Source organism: Megasphaera hexanoica (assembly GCF_043520715.1).
GTDB classification, from domain to species: Bacteria; Bacillota; Negativicutes; order Veillonellales; family Megasphaeraceae; genus Megasphaera; species Megasphaera hexanoica.
Window position 1 is genome coordinate 1,705,760 of sequence record NZ_CP171361.1, and the last position, 26,829, is coordinate 1,732,588.

Below are 26,829 nucleotides of genomic sequence, written 5' to 3' on the forward strand. Positions count from 1 at the left end.
TCTGGAAATTCCCGATGAAGGGCGACAAGCTCTCGGCCGGACAAGAAATCGGTCTGATGAAACTGTCCTGGCTGATGACGAACGGCAAGAACGTTTATTTTTGTCAGGGTGATCAGGTTCAGGGAATCTATGACGGTTCGGCTGTCACCCAGGCGGCCCTGAGCAGCAACCGGGAACGCTCCCTCCAGACTGTCTACGGCAGTGATACGGTCTATTTCGATCGCGAAGGGGCCAGCGCGACTGCCGGCATCACGCGGGCCACGCTCACGAAAGACGGTTTTTCGAATCCCAAACTGCTGCTGGCGACCTTTGGTTATATGGACCAGCGCAAAGCTGCTAAAGACGAAGTCGCTCCCAAGCTGATTGCAGCTGATGCAGACGGCTTCTATATGCAGTGGACGGCCCGTAATGGTTCAACAAATGGCACGGGATGGACAAACCCGCTTTATGCTTTTGACCCGGATGGCAAGGAACTGCGTTCCTTTGAAGTGAATACGGGCCTGGCTGAAGGGATGCAAAAAGCTTCCGCCAGCGGACCTGTCTTTGTCACCCGCGATTATGTCGGTTTTACAGGACGGGGACTGTTCCGCATATTTGATAAAAAGACAGGTTCCGCCGTCGGTGATATCACCTATCAAATCGATGACAAAGTGTATACACCGGATACTATTGCCACAGATGATACGAACCATGTGTATTTCACTCTATACGATAACAAACAAAAGGTACAGCATATTTACCGGATAGACCTGCAACAGTAGAGCAGGAGGGACTGGCCAGCGGCCGGTTCCTCTTGCCATATCTACATTATATTGTCGTGACAGCTGTCATGTGTGCATGGTATAATATTTATAACAAATGAGCAATAGATACATTTGCGACTGGCAGGTGAAACGATGATCAGAAAAAAATGGCTGACCGCATGCGGAATTGTTGTATTCTGGCTCATATCAATGATGTGCCAGGCCGTTTCTGTCATATACGATAACACCTGGAGCGATGCCTATGGACAGGTCCTGGAACGCAGCGTCTTTTCTTTAGATGAATGTACCGGCCATGACGACTATATCATGGAATTATTTACCGATACGGATGTAACGGCTATGGAAGCATACGATATCCAGGCCGCCGTATTACAGAAAAGCACCCATTATTCTTATTATTGGTATCCTCATTATATGGCAACTGTCGTATTAGCTGTCAGTGATGACTGCCCGTATGACATTACAGGCTGGCATAGTCTGCAGACCATGCCTGTATCGGTCTGTATCCTTTCATCACGGCCACAATATTTTTTTTCTATCCAGGCTATGAGTTATGGATTAGGCAGAGATGTTTCCGGCCAGCTGGCCGTGCAGGCACTGAAGAAAATCCATGAGGAGAGCCGGTTCCAGCTGGACACACTCACGGGATTTAATATCATGCAGCCCTACAGAAACCGTCCGGCTGCACAAGTCTATGTTCTCTACGATTACCAGGCGCGGCAATGGCAGCGGCGCGGGGCGCCTATCCACATCGTCGTACCCCATGAAGGAACACTGGCCTTTCAGAAGGGGCTTTTATCCAAGACGCCTCTGGTAGTGGATGATGCCGCACTGGCTGAACGTCTGGATGATGCCGCTTATCGGACAGAGCCCATGGAAGGGGCCGTGCGGATATCTGATCTGGAATCCTTTTTTGTCGGTGCCGATTCGATCAGCCATCAGATGCTGTTCCATGTTTTTCATGTGTATGAAAAAAATGTCCTCACCGGTACGAATAACATGTTATGGTATATGGCCGCCCTGTTTGTGACAATCCTCTGGGGCTGCCGCCTGCGCCGCCACGTCATACAGCCCCGTATGCGGAATGCCTATGCTTATCTCACCCTTGCCCTTTGTGGATGGATTCTCCTGCGCATATACAAATTAATGCTGCCGGGATATGCTGTGGATTGGATGCGCTGGAGCTGGTATGGCTACTACCTTTTTTTCGGCCTGCTCGTTTCCCTGATCGTATGGATCGGCTACATGGCGTCACAACCGGACTGGCACCCCGATTGCCCGCCATGGCTGCGCCTGTTGTTTTCTTATAATCTGGTACTGGCCGTACTCGTATGTGCGAATGATATACATCAATGGGCATTCATCCTGCCGGTCATTGCAGCCGATGCCGATTCTCATCATGTTAATGGACCGCTGTATTACCTCCTGGCCGTATCGTATGGCGTCGAGTTCCTGGTCGTTAATTTCTGGCTCTGTTATGCATCGTGGAAGCAGCATGTGCAGCGTTCGTTCCGCCTTATTCTGCCGTTCCTGTGCTGCCTGTTCTACGGAGGATATATCGTCGGCTATCTGATGAAAATCCCTTTCTGCCATATTTCTGAACTAGTCTTTACGACCGTCTTATGGACGCTTATCTGGCTGGAAGTAGCGATGCGTATCCGGATTATCCCGACTAATGAAGGCTATATCGAATTTTTCCGTCAGTCCCGTCTGGCCATACAGCTCTGTGATGATTCGGGCCGTGTCGCATATGCATCACGGGATATAGATAATCTGCCTCTGGAAGATATGGAAATCCAGACCATGCCCATACGGGGTGGCTGGGTGCGCTGGTATCGCGATGTACGACAGCTGCGTCAGCAAAAGAGCAAGCTTTCCCTCGTCGCGCAGGCACTGGAACGGTCGTACCGCCTGTTACGGAGAGAAGAGGAAATCCAGCGCCAGGTCATTCATCAGGAAGTCAGCCGGCGTATCTATGCCGAACTGGAGCAAGTCATCAGCAGCAAGCGGGAGCGTATTGCAGCCTATATGAAAGCGCTGCAGTCTATGAAGCCGGGAATCGAAGCCGATGCCATCGTCAGCCGGCTCAATGTCATGGTCTGTTATCTGAAGAAGCGGTGCATCCTCTTGCTCCGCGGAAAAGAAAAGGGTATCCTGGAAATCCGGGAATTATCTCTGGCAGTCAGCGAATCCCAGCATTATATGACGGTCGCAGGCCTGCGTGGCATGGCTACGGTCCGTCTTTCCGGGACCATACCGGATAAGGCAGCGCTCTTTCTATATGATATGTTTGAAGAAATAGGTGAAGCATCTATTGCTCATCAGGAACCGTACTGGATCTGTCATTTTTCCGAAACCGGCCGGGCATGGACGCTTTCGGTCATGTTGGAAGACCGGCCGGAAGAATCGGACTGGCTTCCCCGGGCTCTGGCCGGCGGCATACTGCCATCGCCGCTTATCTATGACAGGCTCGAATATGGGCGCCGTCTGACTGTTTCTGTTGGAAAGGAGTCGTATCATGATTAATATTTACACCCTTTCCCGTACATTCTGTATCAGTTGTATGACCGTGGCCATCATCCTCTTCATTGCCAGCAGCCTGCTGTACTATTTTCTGATGCCACAGCAGGAATTCCGCAATATGGGCCGCAAATGCCTCGAGGGGAGCAATCTCATTGTTCTTCTGGCAATTGTGACTATCTTATATGAAGTCATGAGTGATGGAGCCGATGGCATCCTGTATATAGAAGCACTGAATATCTGGCGTTATGGCATCATACTGGTAATTATCATCAGCACATTGTACATGATCCATGATTTCCATGCCGGCGGCCAGTACCTGCTCATTGCCTCGTTCTTTCTCCTTCCGGAATTAGATACGTGGCTCCCCTGGTCATTGCTATTGGCATTGTCATGCATTGCCCTTCGCCTCGTCCGTGTTTTTCCGGCGGCATACCGCCAATACCGGGAGCAGCTGACAGCCCGTTCCATCCAGGCGGCCGTCGATTTTCTGGAAGAGGGAGTCTTGTTCAGTCTGGAAAAAGGAGAGCCTGTCCTGGTCAATTACGTCATGTATGATGTCATGGAAAAGCTGCTGGGCACGGTCATCCGCAATGCGAATATCTTCTGGCATCTCCTGGCAAACTGGAGCAATACGGAACACGTTACCATGGAGCGGCAGGGGCAGGACCTTCTGTTCCGTAAGAAAAATGGCATGGCATGGCTGCTGCAGCGGCATCATATCCAGTTCAGAAATCAGTCTGGCTGGCAGATCACGGCACTGGATGTGACGAATCTAGACCGGGTGAACCGGGAATTGGACCAGAAAAACCAGCTTCTGGAACAGCGGAATGAAAAAATGAAATACCTTCTCAATCATCTTGTCGATATACAAACCCAGCGGACGACAGAAGAAATGCGCTATAAAATCCACGATCTCATGGGGCAGCGCATTACTATCCTGCAGCAGCTCCTGAATAATAAAAATACGACCGATTATGGGGCAATCCTGCCACTGGTAGAAAATGTCCTGGCCGATATGCGCCGCGAGACGGCGGATAATCCGGCAGAACGGTTGGACGTACTCATCCGTACCTACTGCGGCCTTGGCATCGACGTCACCCTGACCGGTGCTCTGCCGGCAGACACAGAGGACGCGGCTGATCTGGTAAGTATTATCCGGGAATCCCTGACCAATGCCCTCCTCCACGGAAAGGCAAGCCGGGTCTCCATAGAGCTTCCTCTTACGGGAAAACGGATACTGACCATCCGTGATAACGGTATCGGGTGCCGGGGGCCTATACAGCCCGGCAATGGACTGCAGGGAATTGAACGAAGAGTCAGAAAAATGGGCGCTGCACTCCATCTGAAAGGAAATCCTCATTTTGTTCTGTCCGTAGAAGGAGAGGATGACTATGATTCGCGTACTCGTCATTGACGATCAAAAAATTCTGCTCGAAGGACTGGCAGCCATTTTATCTCAATGTGACGATGTAGAAATTGTCGGAACGATTCCATTCTCGGAGATGGCCGAATCCGCCTGCTCTTTGACAAAGCCGGATGTCATTTTCATGGATATCTGCATGGAGGGGAAAAACAGTGGTATCGAACTGACAAAGCGGTTAAAAGAAAAAAATCCCGGTCAGAAAATCATCATCATGACCGGGTTTCAGGATATTAGTTTTTTGGAAATGGCCCGTGATGCCGGGGCCGACAGTTTCATCTATAAAGAAAGTTCGGCCGCCGCCTTTATAGACTATATGAAGCGGACGGTGGCAGGCGAGCAGATATATCCCGATGTACAGGGGAATGTGACGTTCGGTGTCTGTGGCGTAACCCTGACCGAGCGGGAACTGGATATCCTCCAGCTGATCTGCCGCAATTTGTCCTATCAGGAAATTGCCGACGAACTGGGAATCAGCAAGCGGACCGTCAGCTTTCATATCAGCAATATGCTAAGTAAGACCGGCCATAAAAGCATCGTTGGCTTGGCTGTCGAAGCTGCTGATAAAGGATATGCGTCGGGACCCTAGAAATAAGCCGTCAGACTGGTGCCGATGACATATTCATGGAAAGAAGCCATATAGGTGGTATCATGACGGTTTTTCAGGGAAAAGCCTTCGACAGCCCAAATAAGTCCCGGCTGGAGAACATAGTCCAGACGGAGTCCCCAGCCACGGAATCCCATGCGACGGAAAAATGTCGCATCGGCATCCATCGTGTGGTACAGGATGGTAGAAGCAGGCTGATCATAATAGCGGATCCATGCTTCGTAGGAGCCTTGTTTCCGTTCATCCAGCTCTCCGTAGATGAGGGAGGCGACAAATCCCGTTTCAGACTGGCTGTAGTGGTCCGCCTCATGACGTCCCCAGGCGTGGAGCCATTCCAGCCGGGCCGACAAATCCGGCCGTATCTGATAAGATCCGCGCCACAGGAAGATGCGCTGCCGGTCATACCTCGTACCGGCCTGCCCCGGATATATCCCGTAAGCGGTCAATGATGGAAACGTCGGTGGGAGACTGCTGGCATTGCGGAAATACAGAAAGGCCGTATCGCTCTGGAAGCGGCCGTTAAGCCTGCTGTGAAGGAGACTCCATCCTATTTTCCGATGCTCATCATCAGGCCCTGTCGTACGGCCGGCAAAGAGAGTGATGCTGCCGGGAGAAATCCCTTTCTGGCCGAGGCGGAACCGCAGGCCGTCCACCTTTTTGTCGATGACATTGCCATCGAGCAGATAATAATTGAAACGGCCTGCTTCTACTTTCGTCTGCTCCGTCTCATGCTGGATATACAGTCTGCCCAGATAAAGATGATGGTCTGCCTCATGGTCTTTATCATTCCGGTTATCTTCCAGCTGGGTCCGGATAGACGTATGTTCGTTCACATAGATGAAAGGAAAGATACGCAGCCGGCGCGTCGCCATATATATCGTTTCATCATGGCGGCGACTCTCCCTGCCAGGCTGGGCGGTATGAGCGGAAAACCGTCCTTTTCCCCAGAGCCAGCGGTAATCACCGTGCACTTCTACATAGGGATAGGTATTTTTGAGTGTTGTCGGGATTTCCTGGTCTTCCAAAGGCTCAGACTGTACATCATCAGGGATACGTACCGGAGCAGAAGAACTGGCAGCCAGACTGGGGCTGCCGGACATGGAAATGGCTGTCAGAACAAACAAGAGCAATGCGCATTTTAAGTTCATTTGGCAGTTCCTTTCGTATGCTTTTTTACAATCATATCACAAATGAGATGCAAAAGAAATAACGGATTCAATCTGAAAGAAACTGATTATGAATGATGTAAATCCGCACAGTAGATTTGGTTGCTGTGCGGATTTTCTGTACGTACGACCATGAAATAAGACTGAACCGATTACGCTATTTCAAAGAAAAAACAAAACGTTTGATTCGTAATGACAAAAATTGCCGGGTGTGCTAAAATGAAAAAAGCTACAAACTAGGAGGATTCTGGGAATGAACGGACATGGTGAGGTCATGAAAACATCCATTTCTATCAAAAATAAATACAGTACGGTCGTGCTGCCTTTGGTATGGGTCGTCATTGACTACATAGCCGTCCTTCTGGCAGAGTTCCTGGCTTTTTCCCTGCGCAATACACTTATTACCAATTCCACCCTGCATATTTCCTGGCTCAGTTTTCACGTCATCGGGCCAGCAATTTTTATCCTTTTCATGCAGGTGCAATCCCTATATACGCGGCGCATGCAGTTCTGGCGCATCATTTCCCGTATTTTCAAAGCTGATCTGTATGCCGTCGGTGTGATGATATTTCTCATGTATGTCCTGGAAACAGCATCCCATACATCGCGATTATTCATCGGATTTATCTGGATTTTTGCCTTCTTCTTTCTCGTATTATTCCGTTTCATCAGCCGTAAAATACTGAACCGTCTCCATATGCTGCAGCTCCCGGTCCTCATCATGGGGGCAGGAAAGACGGCTGCTATTGTGCTGAAATATTTTAAGGACGATTCCGGCCTTGCCTATGATTTCATAGGCTTCCTGGAAGATCATAAACCAGAACCGGAAGTAGCCAGACTCATGCCTCATCTGGGAACCTTTGCCGATGCCGAAGCCGTCATCGACCAGACAGGCGTCCAGCACGTCCTGGTCATCGCGCCGGGCCTCAGCAATGATAGAGTACAGGACATCATATACCGGCTGCAACCCAAGGTAAAAAATATCGCCTTTATTCCCGATATGGGAACCATGCCACTGGCCACCCTCGATATGGAAACCCTCATCGATGGGCACATCGTCGCCTTCCAGATCCGCAATAACATGGCCCGGAGGTATAACCGTATCATCAAACGCGTATTCGATATAGTCTGTACCTGCATGGGCATTATCTGCCTGAGTCCCGTATTCCTGGCTATTTCCCTGTGGATATACAAAGACTCGCCCGGCCCTATCATATTCAAGCATCGCCGCGTTGGCCGTCACGGAAAAGAATTCAACTGCTATAAATTCCGCAGCATGTGCGTCGATGCCGATGTCAGGCTCAAAGAACTCCTGGCAAAAGACCCGGAAGCCCGCAAAGAATGGGAAAAAGAATTCAAACTCAAAGACGATCCGCGGATTACAAAAAGCGGCGCATTCCTGCGCAAAACCAGCCTGGATGAACTACCGCAATTATTCAACGTCCTAAAAGGAGAAATGAGCCTCGTCGGCCCTCGTCCCATCATACAGTCCGAAGTTCCCAAATACGGCAAATACATCGAAGACTTCTACATGGTCCGCCCCGGCGTAACCGGCATGTGGCAGACCAGCGGCCGCAGTGACACAACCTACGACGAACGGGTCCAGATGGATACCTGGTACGTCCGCAACTGGGATGTCTGGTTCGACATCGTACTCATCTGGAGAACCATAGGAGTCGTACTAAAGCACAAGGGCGCGTATTAAATCAGGATTGGCCATGTCGAAAGGATTGCTTTTTGCAATATAAAAGAAGTATAAAGAGGTGATCAAAGTGTATATAAAAGAACTTTCAATTCATAATTTTAAAGGGATTGACGATTGTCACCTTTCTTTTAGAGAAGGTTTTAACTTAATAATTGGTGAAAACGGACGGGGGAAAACGTCTATTCTGGAAGCACTATCTATTGGATTAAGTGGCTTTATCTCTGGCATACATGGAAATGGCATCCGTTCACGGAATTTTTTACCAGAAGAGGCCCGGATGGTATATACATTGCAAGGTGACGGGGCCTATGAACCCATTACGTATTGGCCCAGCGTTGAAATTACAGCTGATATAGATAGTCAGCAATATACATGGGTGCGTTCTAAAGCTGGCTACGGGGCTCAAACGGTAACCAGTCCCCGTGATATTTGCCATCTTGCAGAAAAACTTTTAGCAGATATATCAGCTAAATTACCTGTAATATGCTATCAAAGTGCAGCTCGCGTATGGTCACAGAAGCGGAAAAAACAAACGAACACATTCACCCGAAAGAAAACTAGCAGAATTGCCGGTTATATTGATTGTGTCAGTGATGAGTCCAGCATGAAGGTAATGTTAGACTGGTGTTCACGAATGGAACAAATTTCATGGCAAAAAAATAAGCCTGTACGTGAATATGAGGCTGTCAAACAAGCTGTAGCCAAAGCAATGACGATATTAGAACATATACCCGTTACCGTTTTTTATGATAAGCAATCTGAAGAATTGATGTACCAAAAAGGGGATGAAGTAGTTCCTATCTCCGTATTAAGTGCAGGGTATCAATCGCTTATATGGATGATTTTTGATATTGCTTATCGCATGGCAGTTTTAAACCCTTTCATGACAGATGATATTCATGAAACAACTGGAATTGTTTTGATTGATGAATTAGACGTGCATCTCCATCCCCGCTGGCAATGGAAAATCATCGAAGTATTACGTCATGCTTTTCCTTGTGTACAATTTATTGCAACGACTCACTCACCTATTATCATTGCTTCGGCAAAATCTGTTTGGTGTATTAACATAGAGAATATCAGGAAACCAAAATGTTCCATGAACGGGTATGGCCTGGAAGTGGATTATATTTTGAAAAATATCCAGCATGCTGCCAATCTGCCTGATTTGGTAACACAGATGTTAAAAGATTTTTATCAGTATGTTGATGATGGTAGTCTGCATCAAGCTGAGGGGATGTTACTGAAATTAGAAAATGAAATCGGATTAGAAAACCCGATTGTCGTGAAAGCCAGGGAACGATTGGATTTAGAAATAGCTTTTGCGGAGGACTGAAATGCGTTATATAAAAAAAGAATGGAGCTAAGGTCATTGACAAAATATAAACTCCAATCCAATGCGTATTATGATGGATGCAATAAAGCAGATATAAGAAAAAGACTATTGGAAGACCAGGGATATCTTTGTGCATATTGTATGCGACGTATAAGTGATGGTAACTTATCGGACGGTGGTTTAGTCCATATGAAGATTGAACATTGGCTTCCTGAAAGCCAATGTTCAGAAGCAGAAAAGTTAGATTTCAAAAATATGCTTGCCGTATGCATGGGAAATGCTGGTAAACCGTATGACTGTACAACTTGTGATACTCATAGACAGAATAAATATTTAAAAATCAATCCATTAGACAAACACTTAATTCAAAAAATTAAATATCATACTCGAACAGGTGAGATATATTCTGATGATGCACAAATTAATGACGATTTGAATAATACCTTAAATCTAAATTATGAAGGACCAGATTTTAGTCTATGTTTAAATCGACGCAATGTGCTTGAAGTATGTCTTGAAAAGATGAATAAACAAAGAAAAGACAGGCCAGAGGATTGGAATCAATCGTTTTTACGAAAAATGCTGGGTTACTATGAGAGCAAAGACAATGAAGGTAAGTATAAAGAATATTCAGGTATCATTATTTGGTATCTAAAAGCAAGGCTAAAGAGTGATTGCTAATATAACCCAAAGGAAAATCAGAATAGAGCCAGTTTGCATCGTAAAAAGCCGTCCCCGCGAGGGGCCTTTTTGGCCCAGCAGGTATCGACCAAAGGAAGATGCAGGCTGGTTGCCAAAACGGACAGCAGAGATGAAGCTGGCGCCGTAGGCGTCTGAAGGGGCTTTACTCAAATATGAATCTTATCTTGAATCCTTATAAAACATAGGAGATGATTGGATGAATCAGCATTTTATTACAAGCATACATATCGATAAAATACGGCACTTACAAAATATCACCATTCCATTATCAGAAACAACTTGTAAACATCTGATTCTGACAGGGAAAAATGGCAGTGGTAAAACCAGCGTCATTGAGGCACTGAGTGCGTATTTATCTATATATACAGAAGATAGTAGTACTGTTAATACACTTGAGTATTGCAAAAGGCAGTTGTTGGCGGACAAAGAAAAAATCAAATCATTAGATCCTTTGGATTCCCAATATAAAGAGATTTCAGAAAGAATAAAGCAACACCAAGAGTATATCAATCACTTTTACCGAGGAGTAACTGCTCAATTCAATGACATAGAAAGCATGCAGTCCAAGGTATATACGGGCGAATATATCTTTGCATGCTATAAAGCTGAACGTGAATATGCGGCGCATAATGAAAAAAACGTATCGAAAGTGGATTTAAAAGAAAAATATGCTATCCATGAACATCCGGGACAGGAGTTTGTAAAATATATCCTAAATCTCAAAACAATTGGAGCTATGGCCGAAGTCAGTGGTAAAGCGGAAAGAGCTGCTGAAATCAAACAATGGTTCCATAATTTCGACCATGTTCTGCAAACCATTTTTGACAATGTTCAGGCCCATTTAGATTTTAATATTGAAACGTTTGAATTTCATATTATCGTGCCAGGCAGAGAACCATTTACCTTTGACACATTATCCAGCGGATATGCAGCCGTCTTGGATATTGTCGTAGATTTGATGATGCGAATGGAAAAGAAAGCCGGGAAGCGTTACGATTTGGAAGGTGTTGTATTGATTGATGAAATCGAAACACATTTGCATCTTGAACTTCAAAAGAAAATCTTACCGATTCTAACAGGTATTTTCTCTAATATCCAATTTATTGTGACGACCCATTCTCCCTTCATCCTAAACTCCATATCTAATGCTGTGATATATGACTTAGCTAATCATACATTAGTAGATAATCCGGAAGGATTATCTAACATCCCTTACGATGGAATTGTAGAAGGGTATTTCAAAGCATCCATGCTTTCTAATGAGTTAAAGCAAAAATACGAAAGATACAAACAACTAGCTCATAAACAGAATTTAACTGACGATGATTATACAGAAATTGCAGATCTTGAATATTATCTCGATGAAATCCCTGATTATCTGGGATTAGACTTTATGACCGATTACAAAAAATTAAAATTGGAATTATCGCAGAAGGAGTAGGTAAGATGGTAAAATGTGATAAATCCCCGATTGCACCAGCATCTCTGGAAATGGAAAAAGCAAAAGGTAACAGTGGCTCATATCGTAACGATGATGTCGTAAAACAGCTGAAGACAGATTTTCATGATAAATGCTATATTTGTGAACTGAAAGGGCTTCAAGATCCTGAAATCGAGCACTTGATTCCACATAAAGGAAATCTTGACTTGAAATTTGATTGGAATAACCTTTTCTGGAGCTGTGGCCATTGTAATAGTATCAAAAATAAAAGAAAATATGATGGTAAGATTATAAATTGTTGTCAGGAAGACCCGGAAAAACACATAAAATGTGAATATAAAGACAGAGAAGTTTGTATTACAGCTCTAGATAAAGAGCCAACGTCACAATCGACTGCAGAATTAATTTATGAAGTATTTAATTTAAAAAATACAGGAATGCGAATAAATAAATCTGAATACAGATTCAAAGCTCTACAAAAGGAAATGAATATATTTTATAATGAGTTGCAAAACTACGAAGAACATAAAACACTCATGAATAAAAGACGAGTGATGGTCCGCTTAAAAAGAGATGCTGCTTTTGCCGCCTTCAAACGAACTTACATACGCAATAATACAAAATATGCTGAATTCCAAGATGCTGTCAGTTTATAATCCCAGCCTACGAACGCTAAAAGCCGTCCCCGTTAGGGGCCTTTTTGGCCCAACACGTATCGACTAAAGGAAAGATGCAGGCTGGCTGTCAAAACGGACAGCAGAGATGAAGCTGGCGCCGTAGGCGTCTGAAGGAGTCTTACTCAAATACAGAGTCCATATCATGAGTCCATTATATTAGAATATATCTAATGGATAATAAGGAGAATCATGGAGAGACGCATTTTTCAAGAATATTGGAAATATTACATACATTTGGAACAGTTACTTATGAATACGTTCGATTTTGTGGCATTAAATAAAGATAATTTCGGAACGTATTCCAATCAATATGCGTCTATCCTGCAATTAACCGGTGCAGAATTAGATGCTTTCTTTAAGGCGTTTTTTGAAATAAAGCGCAGTAACGATTTTAATATTAAAATATATATCAAACAGCTCATTGATAAACAACCTAAACTGATTCAACAAAGGGTAAAAATTTTAGATACAGATATTATATTGATTCCTTTCGAAAAATGTAAAGGTGTCCTTAAGAATCGTCCTATGACTTGGTGGAAAGCATTTACGGGTATTAAGCACAATCGTATAGAGTATTTCTCCAAGGCTACTTTGGAAAATTGCCTGCTTATGTTATCGGCATTATATATGTTGGAATGTCAGTGTATCTTAGAAATAGGTAAAAAAGATAAAAGTGCTGATTCTCCTAATCCAGAAAGCAAGCTATTTGTATTAGAAGATTGGAAAGCAAAATGGATAGCCCCATCTAATAACTTGATGTTTGAAATTAAGGAATGATGTTTTTATAGTTTCATTAAATAGACTAAAAAGATAAATTGCTTAGAGCATACCGTTTGATAATACTGACAAAGACTGGGATTTGTGTTAGAATAGAGCATGCTATAATGCTTGAAAGGGGTTGCAGGAATGAACGGCCATGGTGGGGTCATGAAGACATCCATTTCTATTAAAAATAAATACAGTACCGCCATATTGCCTTTGGTATGGGGCGTTATTGATTATCTGGCAGTTTTGTTGGCTGAATACGTATCTTATTCATTACGTAATGTGCTAATAACTGATTCAGTCTTACATATTTCCTGGCTCAGTTTTCACGTAATTGGGCCAGCTATTTTTATCCTCTTTATGCAGGTGCAATCCCTGTATACGCGGCGCATGCAGTTCTGGCGCATCATTTCCCGTATTTTCAAAGCCGATTTGTATGCTGTCGGGATGATGATATTTCTCATGTATGTTCTGGAAACAGCATCCCATACATCGCGGTTATTTATTGGATTCGTATGGATTTTTTCCTTCTTTTTTCTCGTATTATTCCGTTTCATCAGCCGTAAAATACTGAACCGTCTCCATATGCTGCAGCTCCCGGTCCTCATTATGGGGGCAGGAAAGACGGCTGCCATCGTATTGAAATACTTCAGGGACGATTCCGGTCTTGCCTATGATTTCATCGGTTTTCTGGAAGATAATAAGCCGGAACCAGACGTTGCCAGACTCATGCCGCATCTGGGGACCTTTGCCGATGCCGAAGCCGTCATCGACCAGACAGGCGTCCAGCACGTCCTGGTCATAGCGCCGGGCCTCAGCAATGATAAAGTACAGGATATCATTTACCGGTTGCAGCCCAAAGTCAAAAACATCGCCTTCATCCCCGATATGGGAACCATGCCTCTGGCCACCCTCGATATGGAAACCCTCATCGATGGACACATCGTCGCCTTCCAAATCCGCAATAACATGGCCCGGCGGTACAACCGTATCATCAAGCGCCTGTTCGATATAGTCTGTACTTGTATCGGCATTATCTGTCTGAGCCCTGTTTTCCTGGCTGTTTCCCTATGGATATACAAAGACTCGCCCGGCCCTATCATATTCAAGCACCGCCGCGTCGGCCGTCATGGAAAGGAATTCAACTGTTACAAATTCCGAAGCATGTGCGTCGATGCCGATGTCAGGCTCAAAGAACTCCTGGCCAAAAATCCGGAAGCCCGCAAAGAATGGGAGAAAGAATTCAAACTCAAAGACGACCCCCGGATTACCCGTAGCGGTGCATTCCTGCGCAAAACCAGCCTGGATGAACTACCGCAATTATTCAACGTCCTAAAAGGAGAAATGAGCCTCGTCGGCCCACGTCCCATCATACAGGCCGAAGTTCCCAAATACGGCAAATACATCGAAGACTTCTACATGGTCCGCCCCGGCGTAACCGGCATGTGGCAGACCAGCGGCCGCAGTGACACAACCTACGACGAACGGGTCCAGATGGATACCTGGTACGTCCGCAACTGGAATGTCTGGTTCGACATCGTACTCATCTGGAGAACCATATCCGTTGTATTGAAACACAAGGGTGCGTATTAGGCATCCAAAAATACAGGTAAAGCAACTTGGTGATTGTAGTAGTATTTTAGACTTTAGTCAAATGATTATTCGCTACGTATAGTTAGCTTATTTGTTGAATTTTAGTTAAGTAGAGAAAAGAACGGAGATGAAGAAGCATGCAATCAGATCAAATACTTAAACGATTTTTTTCTAAATCAATGCTTCAACGTCTTATTTTGAATAAACATGATAGTTTTTTCTCAGCAACAATTAACAAGTACGTGGAGCATCCCAAAGGAATGACTTATACTCAACTATTTGATTGTATTTATTTATATATTTCGCATTCTTATCGGACAGAATACTATTATAAAAATTCATTGTTCAACAAGATACTCCTAAAAAAGCACAATCCTCGTACAACTGTAGCTTTTACTGAGCTGCCAATTGCGCGGTCTAAAGCTGATTTTGTAATGATTAATGGAATAGGAAAAGTTTATGAAATAAAAACTGAGTTAGATAACCTTGATCGTCTTACATCACAAATTAATGATTACTATAAAGCTTTTTCTCAGGTAGTTGTTCTTACGCATGAAAAAAATATTGGAAAGGTTGAGAAAATAGTTCCTCCCTCTGTTGGAATCATGGTTTTAACAAGAAGAGGAGCCTTGCGCACTATACGGAAAGCACTCGATGATAAGGAATTTTTTGATAGAGAGACTATTTTTAAAATTTTGAGAAAAGAAGAATTTGAGTCCATTATTTTGCGTTCGGGAAAATCATTACCTGAATGTGATGCTTTTTGCTATTATAAAGAATGTTTTGCACTGTTTTCTCAAATTGATGTACAAACTGCTCAAAAAGAAATGTTACGAGAATTAAAAAGTCGTATAAGTATGGAAAAAAGAGATGTGGCAGTTAAAATACCTGAAACTTTACGTTTCCTAGTTTATACAGATAGAACAGGAGAACGGCGTATGCCAAAACTTAAGAAACTTTTAACAACAGTTTATGGAGGCTAAAATGAGTTTAACATATTATCCTTATTTACGTGGAAGGCAATTTGAATTGCTTGCACTACGAGATCTAGTAGAAAAGAATTGTCTTTCAAATAAAGTCGTTCCTATCATTGAGCCTGTGAGATTTTCGCCTACTTTGATTAAGACATTAAAGGTTTTTAAGGAAAAAAGCAAAATATATGCTCTTATTCAAAATCCTCAATATGGCAACTTTTGGGAACAAATAAAAAAAAGTCAGGATATAGAAAACGAATATAAAAACAGTGTTTCTGAAAGTAAACAAATTAACGCTTATTTAATGAATAAAAAAGTTGTTAATAAATTATGTCATATTTCACATGATAACATAATGGTTATTAACAACGATATGGATTGTTATGCGACTTTTAATGAAATTTTTACTAACGAAGCAGAACCTAAATTTACACTTATACCAGATAAAAGACAATTCAAGAAAAAAATTCACAAAGGAAAAATACTGCTTGAAGATCATTTTCCTTTAAAAGACAGAAATGCGGATTATGCAAAGAAGGACGATGAATTTTTCTCAGATGACCACGTAGGAATTGAATCAGAAGGTTTCATTGGATTTTCGGATTATTCTGTTATTGGAAATAAATATAATGAAACTGGTTTTGCGCCTTTAGCAGTTGCTATTCATGTGGTTTATTTTGACAAAAATGATGACTTGAGAGTTCATCATTTTGTATCTGATTCAAATAGCGATATTAATGATCCAGCAGGGAAATATGGCGAAGCAGTGAATAAAATAGCTGAATGGTGCCAAAAAAATCCTGAAAATATATATTATACTGCAGGATTGAATTCTCTGTTAGAAACACAAAAAGAACGTAAATATCCTGGGTTGGGTACAGTAAAAAAATATTCTATTATGCACCATTTAGAACTAATGGATCACTATTTAAACGGAGTTTAATAAAATGCAAATCGGTATTGATTGTTTTAATGATCTACAAATTCGCTCCATTATTCAGTCTGAAAATTTAAAGGGACATTGCGATATTCAAAATAGAGGCGATGTTTGGGTATATGATACCAATAAGAATCAAGTAAATGATTTGGAAGCGAATATTTCATCTATACTCAGTCTATATGCTCCTAAAAACGAACTGGAAGACAATGGACGTCAGTCTTTTGATTTAATTGAAAATAGACTCTACACAGATTGGAGAATCTTTTCTCCTTCAATAAGTCCAACTAATATCCGGGACATTGTATTAGCTATATGTAAAAGTGAATATAGTGGTAATGAAACCATATTTCAAGAACCTGTAGGACTAAGCGAACTAAGTGATTCTAGTTTCTTAAAAGATAACTGCCTTACAGGAGAAAAAACTTGGGAGAATTTTTCTAATTCACTTAAACATGAGTTAAGATTTCATAATCATTTAAATTTAGATGTATTAAGAACATTATTGGAAAGTGAAACTCTACATTTGAAGCTAAATCCTAAAATTGAATTATATCGTTCAAGAATTAGTAATGATGGGTTTTATCGTAAAGAGGAAATGGGGGTGCCACCTGCCAGTAAGGCATCAGAGGGAAGAGTTAATTCCAAAGGAATTCCGTGTTTATATTTAGCTGATACCATAGAAACAACGCTTCATGAAATTAGAGCCAGGGCTTTTGATGAAATTACGGTAGCAAAGTTTTCACCTGTAAAAACTGTTAATATGGTTGATTTTAGACAGCTCGACAAACTGAGCCCTTTTGCTACAATTGGTATTGGAGTGGATTGGTTCGCTGTCAATGTTGAAATTCTTCATCAGATCAGTCAGGAAATAGCCAAACCAATGAGAAGAAATGATAGTGTACTGGACTACCTTCCATCACAATACATTGCTGATTTTGCAAAACGACTTGGTTATGATGGTATTTGTTTTTCCAGTACCTTGCATCAGGGTGGAGTGAATTATGCTGTTTTTAATGAGAAAACTTTTGTGTGCAATAGCGTAAAATCATTTCAAGTGAAAGAATTAAAATTTTGTTATAAACCTGTTGGTGATTCTAATAAAAAGAAATCCTGAGAGATTTTATTCTGTTTACCGAAAAAAGTCATAAGAGAATAGGAAATATTCTTTTGGTAGTTAAAAATATGTATGATTATTTGATTGTAAAATTTGAAAATTAAACGGAAAGTGAGTTACTAAAGTATGCATATATCAATTATCGTTGCTGCTCATAAACCATATTGGATGCCAACAGATCCGGTATATTTGCCGGTACAGGTTGGTGCAGAAGGGAAAAAAGACATAGGCTATACACCGGATAATACGGGCGAAAACATTAGCGCGAAAAATCCCCATTTCTGTGAACTCACTGGACTCTACTGGGTTTGGAAAAATCTGGATGCTGACTATCTGGGACTTGTCCATTACCGCCGTTATTTTACCCGTAAAGAAGTACGCTCCATTGAGGGTAAAAAGAAGCAGATTCTTACTGGACCTGAATGGACTGCATTATTAGCCCAACATCCCGTCATCGTGCCGGATAAACGAAACTATTATATTGAAACAAACCGTTCCCATTATAATCATGCCCATTATCCAGAAGGCCTGGATATAACTCAAGAAATTATCAAAGAGGCATATCCGGAATATCTCCCTGCTTTTGAAGAAGTAATGAATCGTACATGGGCTCATATGTTTAATATGTTCGTTATGCGCCGCGACCTTTATGACAACTATATGCAATGGATGTTTGCAATCCTTTTTGAACTGGAAAAACGAATAGATATTACAGGCTGGGATACATATGAATCCCGTATTTATGGCTTTGTCAGTGAATTGCTTTTAGATATTTGGCTTGAACATAATCAAATTAAATATGCCGAGCAGAATGTTTCCTTTATGGAAAAACAGGACTGGATAAAAAAAGGCGGAGCATTTTTGAAAAGAAAAATCTTTGGGAGATAAATAATAGTTGTTGAAACTGTTACTTATAAATATATTCAATTTGTAATATTGACCGGAGTTATTGTTGCGTAGAAATTGATTCCTTTAATTGGGAGGTCATGTATGAGAAAATTAGAATTATTACCGACAGATGATAATATTATTGCAACACTAAACGAAAATATTCTTGGTCGTAATACAGAATTAGGCTATTTCCTTGAACTCTTAAATCATGTTGAAGATGCTTACTCAATTGCTATCGATGGAAAATGGGGAAGCGGTAAAACGTTCTTTGTAAAACAAGCAAAATTAGCTTTGGATGCCTGTAATGATTCCATTTCTATGGATGATGAAAAAAGAACTAGTATAAAAGAAACACTGTCAAATGTAACCAAAGTGGATGATTTACAACCACAGTATCCTGTTTATTATGATGCCTGGGAGCATGACAATGATATTGATCCTATTTTATCGTTAATTTACAGTATTACAGAAGCGTATGATTACTTTGATACTTTAAGTATAGACTCTAAAAAGATGCTAATGGATGTTGGACAAAAAATTATTGATAGAATTTTACCTGGAAGTGGGGCAGTTTTACCTGCGTTGTCAGAATTATTTAAGACATCTAATATATTAAATGAACAAAAAAATAAAGCAACCTTGCAGGAAGATATTCAAACTTTTTTACACAGTTTAATTTATGAAAATGGAAATAGGCTTGTTGTCATTATTGATGAATTAGATAGATGCCGACCTGATTTTGCTGTTAAATTATTAGAACGTATAAAACATTATTTTGTAGATGAAAAAATTACATTTGTATTTTCTATAAATCTTGAGGAACTATCTAATACTGTTCGACATTTTTATGGAGAAGCATTTAATGCTGGCAGGTACTTAGGCCGTTTCTTTGATTTAATTATAAAATTAAATCCAGCCAATTTAGATAATTACTATAAAAAATTTGGATTGGGAGATCACTATTATTATGATTATGCAATCCGTACGGTTATTAGTTCTTTTCATTTTGAATTACGTGACATCATTCGCTTTATCAGTGCCAGCCAACTTCTAAAGGATACTATTAATAAAATTCCAAATATGATGTTATTGGACATGAATCAAAGAGATGCATTAACTTTTTGTGGATTTTTTGTAGTTCCTATTATGCTGGGTATTAATGTTATTCAGCCCGAATTATATGGAAAATTCATTCGCGGAGAAGAAGCCCCGCTTTTTGTTAATGTAATAAAAAATATGACTCAGTATGATAGAGTTGTGGATTTTTTATTAGGCGATAAGGAAACTTTTTTACGAACTGAAACTAGTAAAACCTTTATTGATATAGAAAAAAGAGCAGACTCGTTATATAACGCATTATTTAGCAGTGAAAATAGTGATGAAATAATTATTGGGAAATTAATTATTAATCAAGGCGTAAGAGATAAATTATTAGAAATTTCCTCTTTGTTATCTAATTTTTCTGATTTTAAAAAATAAAAGTAGGTATTTTCATGGAAAATTTAAGCCCTTTTTTTCAGTTGTCATGCCTGTATATAATTCTAAAAAATATGTAGAAATAGCGATTCAATCTATTTTGAATCAATCATATTCAAATTTTGAACTTATCATAGTGGATGATCAATCAGATGATAATAGTTACTTTATTTGTGAGAAAATAGCACAACACGATAATCGGGTTAAGGTAGTACAAGCTAAACAAAATAGAGGCGCGGCGGCAGCACGTAATTTGGCCTTTGATTACGTTCAAGGCCAATATATAGTTTTTGTTGATAGTGATGATACCATTGATCAGGACTTCTTGGCGGTTGCGTATTCCTATGTCAATGATAATCAAATAGATTGCGTAAAATTTGGTTGTATTGAGGAATACTTTAATTCTGATGGGAAAAAGGCTTATTCAAAAGAATGTTGTTTAACTGAGCAGGTTTATGACACTCCTGATACTATCCGACAACAGATGGTTCGTATGGAACTAATTCCGCTTTTTGGCTATCTGTGGAATACGATATACCGAGCTTCGATTATTTTAGATAAAGGTCTTTTATTTAATGTCCAGTATCGAGTTAATGAAGATTTTGATTTTAATATCCGCTATTTTAAGTATGTACAACGGATGCAGTGCAGTTCCTATTGCGGCTATCATTATGCGAAACGGCTGAATAGTCTCAGCTTATCGACGAAAAATAATGATGAATATTATGAATTGCATATGATGAAAATCAAAGAATTCCTGCAGAGTTTTTCTTCAATAGAAAGCATCGATGCTCAGACAATGAGTGATATTTTTTGGCTGTATACCCGTTTTGTATATTCTGCTATACAGCGTAAGACGGCTAATAACGAGCCCGTTAATACTTTTATTAAAGCCATTCGAAGCAGTGATTTATTTGCTATTTATCGATCCGTTCATTTTGTAGATATCAGCGTGAAACAAAAAATCATGATTTTAATTTTGCGTTCGAAATATGAAGTATTGATCCATGGCGTGATTCATGGAATCAGCTTTGTCCGGATACATTGTCCTTTTATTTTTGCTGTATTAAAGAGGTGAATATAATGAAGAAAAAGATGCCTATTCGAGTGTTACAAATTGGCATGACTAAGAATATTGGCGGCGTAGAGACTTACCTGATACAGCAATTCGATTATTTAGACAAAAGTCAAGTTGTATATGACTTTGTCAATATTACGAGTGAGGATGAAATTGTCTTTAAAGATAAAATTTTGCAAGCCGGTAGTCGAATCTATGGTGTGCGTTCTAGGCATTCAAATCCTATACGGCATTATTGGCAATGGATTAAATTACTTCATAATATAGCTGGAGAATATACGGCTATTGTTTTAAATTCTAATAGTATTACGTATGTTTTCCCTATTTTTATTGCAAGATTTTTTGGAATTCCCATGAGAATTATGCATTCTCATAATTCTGGATTTGAACACAAAATTGGCTTTATAAAAAAAATTATAATAACTATAAATAGGCGACTATTGAAATGGGGGGCAACTGACTACTTTGCTTGTTCCAAACTAGCTGGAAGATGGATGTTTGGTGATAAGATTCCTTTTACAGTCATACCAAATGCGATTGATTGTAATAAATTTCGCTTTAATTCAGATGTTCGCAAAGAACTGCGGAAATCATTAGATATTGATGATAAATTTGTTATAGGTCATGTTGGTAGATTTACTTATCAGAAAAATCATAATTTTTTGATTGAGATTTTTTATGAGATCCACAAAATAAATCCCAAAGCTGTACTACTATTAATTGGCAATGTAGTAGGAGATAAATTATACTATAAAATTGCAAAACAAAAAGTACAGCAATATGGTTTGATGAATTGTGTGCAATTTTTGGGTATGCGGAGTGATGTACCGTTTTTGATGCAAGCGATGGATTGTTTTCTCTTACCTTCAAGGTTTGAAGGGTTGCCTGTAGTTGGAATAGAGGCACAGGCTGCGGGGTTACCATGTTTTTTTTCGGATACCATTACACGAGAAGTTGGTTTGACAGAATTGGCACATTTTATCTCCCTCGAAAAGTCCGATGAGGAATGGGCAAAAAAGATTGCAAGGAGTCATTGCACTGAACGCGCTAAGTTTGCTAATGTTGTTGCAGAAAAAGGATATGACATACATGGGATATCTAAAAAGATGGAAGATATTTATTTAGAAAAAAATTGAAATGGCGGAGAATGTAAAAATGAAATATGTAGGTGAAAATTTAGCTTTTAGTAAAAATGCAGGGTCTAAGGCAAGAGCTGATATTGAAATAATATTACATGAAAACTATGATTGTTTATTTAATATTGAAGCGATGCCAACAAGAACAAATAAAATTAAAAATATCTTATTAAAAATAAAATATTTTACTCAAAAACAAAATTTAAAAAGTGCTAGCGAATTGCGGAAAATATTTACTGATACTGTGATTTTACAATATCCATTTTATTTTAATAGAATACATAATCATCTTTTGAACAATTTTATCTTAAATAATAGCGTGATTATTTTTGTTCATGATATTGATTCTTTGAGACATTTTGGTCATGCTGTTTTGGAAGATGAGATAAAATTATTAAATCAAGCTAAAATAGTTATTGTTCATAATCATTATATGAAAGATATTTTATGCAAGCATGGCCTTACTGCAAAGGTAATTGAATTAGGTCTATTTGATTATGTTCTTGATCAAAAACCTAATAATTATCAAAATAGGATTCATTTTGGAAAAGAAATTGTTTTTGCCGGTAATTTACAAAAAAGCGGCTTTTTGCCGCTGTTATCTCATGCTGGCGAGAATTTAACCTGGAATTTATATGGTAATGGCATGCCAGCTTCTTTAAAAAATAAAAAAAATATTATTTGGCAGGGAAGCTATGGCCCAAATGAAATTCCTTTTAAATTAGAAGGGAGTTTTGGACTTGTTTGGGATGGCAATTCTTTAGATGAATGTAAAGGATTTATGGGTAACTATTTAAAGTATAACAATCCTCATAAATTATCTCTTTATATTGCGTCAGGAATACCAGTCATCACGTGGAGACAAGCTGCTATTGCAGAGTTTATACAAAATAATAATATTGGGTTCGTAGTGGATAGTGTTCTGCAGATATCTGAAATAATAGATACCATTGATGAAAAAAAATATTCAGCTTATAAAAAGAATATTCATCAGTTGCAAGAGACAGTTATTGATGGGGGATTTACAAGATCGGTATTACATCAGTTAAGTCTTTAATAGTACATGTGAGATTATAAAAGGTATCGATATGACAATTATTATTGTGTTTTATAGAATTGGTGAAATGTGATGCATAAAGTGATATTTAACTTTAAAACTCGTTCTCTTTATGATTGGGAATACATAATGTTTGGTATTGCTGTTTTTTTAATACCATTTCATACTGGACACATGGCTTTGAGTATTTCTCTTTTTGGAAGTATGGGAAGCAAATTAAGCATTTTTCCTGTACTGATTGGATTATGCCTTTTTTTATACCAATGTGTAAAAAAACGAGAATGGTATGTTCCTAAAATATGCAGTACTTTTTTTTGCATTCTCCTTGTTTGGCAAATTTTCTCACTGATACATGGATTAGTGATATTTCCTAATTGGCAAGAAATATCAGCTAATCAATTTAAAAAATTGGATTTTTTACTTTCAATTTTATCTAGTAAAGGAATTTTTCTTGATACCTTGGTCATCGGACACACTTGGTGGGCGATAAAACTTATTTTTACACATATTTTAGAATACGTTGTGACTTATGGTGTTGTAATATGGGGAATTTCTTTGTTTTATCGAAATAGGGAAATTTCTTTTCAAGCATTACGTTATGGGATTTTGAGTGGTGCTATCATTTGTTCAACATATTCTGTCATAGAATTTTTATATCTTTTTGGTAGTTATGATGCTATGGCAATTTTGGCACATATCAATTCTTGGATTTATGACATAGAAATATCACATGGATGGTGGCCACCATTATTAGGTGGGAATCGAGTACGTTCCATATTTGCAGAACCAGCATATATGGCACTTTATATGACGGTAACGATTCCGTTTCTTTTAGCACAGATCCGTATAGCGAAAACTAAAAAATGGTTCTGGAAAGTTTTATTTGCCATGCAACTTTTTATGATGTGGGGAACAAATAGCAAAACGGCTATGGGAATTTTACTGGCTGAAGCTTTAAGTGCCATTATTTTTTTCTATTTGCGTAGAAAAAAGATTTCTTTAAAGAAATCTTTTTTTCCATTATTGATTATTATCCTTTTATGTGGTACTGGTATAGGATTGAATTGGCTTTTCCAACATCGATATGCTGTGGACTATGATTTAATTTCTATTACATCAAATGATACTGTTACGCTAAAGATAACAAATAAGAGTCCTATTGTTTGGGATAAACGAACAGGCATTGATCTTACAAGTGCTTGGTTTACGAAGGATTGGGAAGACGAATCGGGACGTGTAAATGTTCCATTAGATAGAACTTTATTTCCTGGTCAAAGTTGTGAAGTTGCAGTTAGGCTTCCAGAACCTATCAGTAAAGAAGAATATTCTAATGTTGTAATGGAACTGACAACCAATAATGCGTTTCAAAATGACATAAGACTTGCTTCTCAAGGTGCAGCAAAATTTACGTTACAGTGGAATCAAAATCGTTTGGTAGATAAAGGAGAGGCAGAGCCGCTAGAAAATAAGATGACTGCTATGACATCTCAAACAGAAGGGAGTAATCAGCAACGTTATGGGATGATGCATGTAGAAACGTTAATCGGACGTGCTCATCCTTTCTTTGGAGTAGGTGGACAAGAGCTGAAACAAGCATATTTTGTTTCTTATATTCCTAATTGGTTAATGAAAAATCGAGAAGTACGTTTGTGGGTTACTTATCAAAAGACGAAGGGGCTATTAAAATCTGGTTTTCCGATTATTAGTGACTACACGCACCAATTTGCCAGTTATGGCCTTCCTGGGTTTATTTTATTTTTAATGCCTTCTTTTTATGCCATGTTTCTTTTATTTAAGAAGAAAGTTTATTGGATAAAGGCTGGTCTCCAAGAATATATGCATATTGCAATTTTGGGTATTAGTTATTTTGGTCTGATGGTTGCTTTTATTGGAGGAAATTCAACTCAGCTTTATATTTATTGGCTTTTATTGGGCGCCTTGATTGGTTATTATGGAACCTTGGAGTGTGATTCTAAATCTCAATGATGAATTTTTCTTTGCACTTTTGAGATGAACATATAAAGCATAGAATCTTTTGTTAGCAGCAGGATACCAATGTAAATGAGGAATCCTGCTGTTATTGTTATAAAGGTATGGACAATGCCCGGTTTCAGGTAAATACTGAGCGGACAGATTATTGTAAACATGATGAGACCGCTAAATAAATATTTAATAGAAAGCCGTCCGATTTCGGTAATTGAAAATATATTACGAACGATATAGAATTGTACGGCTGTAACAGTGATTTCTGCAATCAATGAGGCAATAGCGGCCCCGATGGACTGCATCATGGGTATGAAGAAAAAGTTAAGAATAAAGTTCACGATTGCACCGCAGACGACGGTCAGTGTCAATTTATTTTGCTGATTTGTGGGTAGCATATATTGAATTCCAGTTACATTGCTAAGTCCAATGGCAATGACGAGACCGCTGAGAATTTGCATAAGTGGAACGACTTTGTCGTAACCAGGACCGAAGAACCATGGAACAAAATTGTTGCTGATTGCTATAAATCCGAAAAACATAGGCATAGTTAGAAACCAGACGAAACGATAGGAGCGCATCATATTTGTTTTAATGGTTTCATAGTCTTTATGTGCATAAGCATATGCAATACGAGGTAACATAACGGTTCCTAGCGAGGTAACAATGGTCAGGGAAAGTTTTACGACTTTTTCTGCCTGTTCGTAATAGCCGTTTTCTAGTGGCGAACCGGTTATGACGCCGATCATCGTCTTGTCGAGGACTGTATAAATTTGGATTGCAATTTGTGGTAAAAACATTTGGATGATAATAGAGAAGTTTCGGAACGGCTTGATTTCCTGCCGTGGTACGACAACGAGATATTTGGGAAGATAGAGCCAGATAGAAAGGCCGGAAAGGACGTTCATCATGCCTATAAGGCAGACATATTTATTTAAGTCCTCTGGCTGATGAATCAAAACGAAAATGAGGATAATACTGGCAAATTTGATGATAAAATTCCTCAGTACGATTTTGCCGAATTCTTCTAGACCTTGAAAGAACCAAGAGATATCAAAAAGGACGGCAATAATATTCAGTGCCTGGTACCAATAAATTAGATGATTTCCAAGAAAGCTGGAAACAACGAAGTAATAGATGCAAAGACTTAAGCCGACCAGCAGGAAGCGGATAAGGTTCACTTCATAGAAAGTTCGGCTCTGGAGATGCGGATTATCCTGTTGATAGGCAATTTCCCGTTGAGCATAATCGGCGACACCGAGAGATGCTAATAAGATAAAATACGAAACAATGGAATAGGTATAACTATAAGTCCCAATACCAGCCGGCTCCAGTACGCGGGACAGATATGGCGTCGTAATAAAGGGGGTAATCAATAAGAGCAACTGATAGCTGACATTATAGATGTAGTTTTTTGAAACACTATTTGACATAGAATACTCCTACTTGAATTAATGAATTTTACACTCTTCTATATATAT

General features: G+C 39.8%; 22 protein-coding genes. 20 read left to right on the forward strand and 2 right to left on the reverse strand.

Going from position 1 to position 26,829, the window contains the following annotated elements; all coding sequences use genetic code 11:
• Positions 1-14 precede the first annotated feature (14 nt).
• The 4 genes from ACGTIC_RS08390 (at position 15) to ACGTIC_RS08405 (ending at position 5,296) form a co-directional block, all read left to right on the forward strand.
• Positions 15-761 (forward strand): hypothetical protein, encoded by a 747-nt coding sequence (locus ACGTIC_RS08390; protein WP_113855968.1) that lies wholly within the window; start codon positions 15-17, stop codon positions 759-761.
• Positions 762-896: 135 nt separating this feature from the next.
• Positions 897-3,290 (forward strand): hypothetical protein, encoded by a 2,394-nt coding sequence (locus ACGTIC_RS08395; RefSeq protein WP_113855967.1) that lies wholly within the window; start codon positions 897-899, stop codon positions 3,288-3,290.
• Positions 3,283-4,701, forward strand: coding sequence for a sensor histidine kinase (locus ACGTIC_RS08400; RefSeq protein WP_113855966.1), 1,419 nt, complete (start codon positions 3,283-3,285; stop codon positions 4,699-4,701). Before ACGTIC_RS08395 ends, ACGTIC_RS08400 begins: the two co-directional genes overlap by 8 nt.
• Positions 4,679-5,296: a response regulator gene (locus tag ACGTIC_RS08405; protein ID WP_113855965.1), complete on the forward strand. Its 618-nt coding sequence runs from the start codon at positions 4,679-4,681 to the stop codon at positions 5,294-5,296. The genes ACGTIC_RS08400 and ACGTIC_RS08405 overlap by 23 nt, the downstream gene beginning before the upstream one ends.
• Here the strand turns inward: ACGTIC_RS08405 and ACGTIC_RS08410 are convergent.
• Positions 5,293-6,462, reverse strand: coding sequence for a hypothetical protein (locus ACGTIC_RS08410; RefSeq protein WP_113855964.1), 1,170 nt, complete (start codon positions 6,460-6,462; stop codon positions 5,293-5,295). The genes ACGTIC_RS08405 and ACGTIC_RS08410 overlap by 4 nt on opposite strands.
• 271 nt (positions 6,463-6,733) lie before the next feature.
• On the opposite strand from ACGTIC_RS08410, the gene wbaP (ACGTIC_RS08415) reads away from it, so the two are divergent.
• The 16 genes from wbaP (ACGTIC_RS08415) to ACGTIC_RS08490 all read left to right on the forward strand — a co-directional run bounded on the left by wbaP (ACGTIC_RS08415) (position 6,734) and on the right by ACGTIC_RS08490 (position 25,351).
• A complete protein-coding gene (gene wbaP, locus ACGTIC_RS08415) occupies positions 6,734-8,185 on the forward strand; it encodes an undecaprenyl-phosphate galactose phosphotransferase WbaP (protein ID WP_257536511.1) in 1,452 nt (483 codons plus the stop codon).
• Positions 8,186-8,252: 67 nt separating this feature from the next.
• The gene (locus ACGTIC_RS08420; protein WP_162816257.1) at positions 8,253-9,521 is read left to right on the forward strand and encodes an AAA family ATPase; all 1,269 of its coding nucleotides are present in this window, start codon (positions 8,253-8,255) and stop codon (positions 9,519-9,521) included.
• 189 nt (positions 9,522-9,710) lie between these two features.
• Complete coding sequence (locus ACGTIC_RS08425) at positions 9,711-10,202, forward strand: TIGR02646 family protein (protein ID WP_162816256.1); 492 nt, start codon at positions 9,711-9,713, stop codon at positions 10,200-10,202.
• Between the two features lie 217 nt (positions 10,203-10,419).
• Positions 10,420-11,664, forward strand: a complete 1,245-nt coding sequence (locus tag ACGTIC_RS08430; RefSeq protein WP_113855961.1) for an AAA family ATPase — start codon at positions 10,420-10,422, stop codon at positions 11,662-11,664.
• Between the two features lie 5 nt (positions 11,665-11,669).
• Complete coding sequence (locus ACGTIC_RS08435; protein ID WP_113855960.1) at positions 11,670-12,320, forward strand: HNH endonuclease; 651 nt, start codon at positions 11,670-11,672, stop codon at positions 12,318-12,320.
• Between the two features lie 210 nt (positions 12,321-12,530).
• The gene (locus tag ACGTIC_RS08440) at positions 12,531-13,118 is read left to right on the forward strand and encodes a hypothetical protein (RefSeq protein WP_113855959.1); all 588 of its coding nucleotides are present in this window, start codon (positions 12,531-12,533) and stop codon (positions 13,116-13,118) included.
• Between the two features lie 129 nt (positions 13,119-13,247).
• The gene (gene wbaP / locus ACGTIC_RS08445; protein ID WP_257536510.1) at positions 13,248-14,699 is read left to right on the forward strand and encodes an undecaprenyl-phosphate galactose phosphotransferase WbaP; all 1,452 of its coding nucleotides are present in this window, start codon (positions 13,248-13,250) and stop codon (positions 14,697-14,699) included.
• Between the two features lie 137 nt (positions 14,700-14,836).
• A complete protein-coding gene (locus ACGTIC_RS08450) occupies positions 14,837-15,682 on the forward strand; it encodes a sce7726 family protein (protein ID WP_113855958.1) in 846 nt (281 codons plus the stop codon).
• Between the two features lies 1 nt (position 15,683).
• Positions 15,684-16,616 carry a sce7725 family protein gene (locus tag ACGTIC_RS08455; RefSeq protein WP_113855957.1) on the forward strand — a complete coding sequence of 311 codons (933 nt, stop codon included), beginning with the start codon at positions 15,684-15,686 and terminating at the stop codon, positions 16,614-16,616.
• A 4-nt stretch (positions 16,617-16,620) separates the two neighbouring features.
• The gene (locus ACGTIC_RS08460; RefSeq protein WP_113855956.1) at positions 16,621-17,727 is read left to right on the forward strand and encodes an RES family NAD+ phosphorylase; all 1,107 of its coding nucleotides are present in this window, start codon (positions 16,621-16,623) and stop codon (positions 17,725-17,727) included.
• 126 nt (positions 17,728-17,853) lie between these two features.
• On the forward strand, positions 17,854-18,615 hold the full coding sequence (locus ACGTIC_RS08465; protein WP_113855955.1) for a DUF4422 domain-containing protein: 762 nt from the start codon (positions 17,854-17,856) through the stop codon (positions 18,613-18,615).
• A 102-nt stretch (positions 18,616-18,717) separates the two neighbouring features.
• A complete protein-coding gene (locus ACGTIC_RS08470; RefSeq protein ID WP_113855954.1) occupies positions 18,718-20,097 on the forward strand; it encodes a P-loop NTPase fold protein in 1,380 nt (459 codons plus the stop codon).
• A 46-nt stretch (positions 20,098-20,143) separates the two neighbouring features.
• Complete coding sequence (locus ACGTIC_RS08475) at positions 20,144-21,172, forward strand: glycosyltransferase family 2 protein (protein ID WP_394522274.1); 1,029 nt, start codon at positions 20,144-20,146, stop codon at positions 21,170-21,172.
• Between the two features lie 5 nt (positions 21,173-21,177).
• Positions 21,178-22,308, forward strand: coding sequence for a glycosyltransferase family 1 protein (locus ACGTIC_RS08480; RefSeq protein WP_113855952.1), 1,131 nt, complete (start codon positions 21,178-21,180; stop codon positions 22,306-22,308).
• A 19-nt stretch (positions 22,309-22,327) separates the two neighbouring features.
• On the forward strand, positions 22,328-23,365 hold the full coding sequence (locus ACGTIC_RS08485) for a hypothetical protein (RefSeq protein WP_162816255.1): 1,038 nt from the start codon (positions 22,328-22,330) through the stop codon (positions 23,363-23,365).
• A 129-nt stretch (positions 23,366-23,494) separates the two neighbouring features.
• Positions 23,495-25,351 carry a hypothetical protein gene (locus ACGTIC_RS08490; RefSeq protein ID WP_162816254.1) on the forward strand — a complete coding sequence of 619 codons (1,857 nt, stop codon included), beginning with the start codon at positions 23,495-23,497 and terminating at the stop codon, positions 25,349-25,351.
• Here the strand turns inward: ACGTIC_RS08490 and ACGTIC_RS08495 are convergent.
• On the reverse strand, positions 25,345-26,781 hold the full coding sequence (locus ACGTIC_RS08495) for a flippase (RefSeq protein WP_113855949.1): 1,437 nt from the start codon (positions 26,779-26,781) through the stop codon (positions 25,345-25,347). The two genes, ACGTIC_RS08490 and ACGTIC_RS08495, sit on opposite strands and share 7 nt — an antisense overlap.
• Positions 26,782-26,829 lie beyond the last annotated feature (48 nt).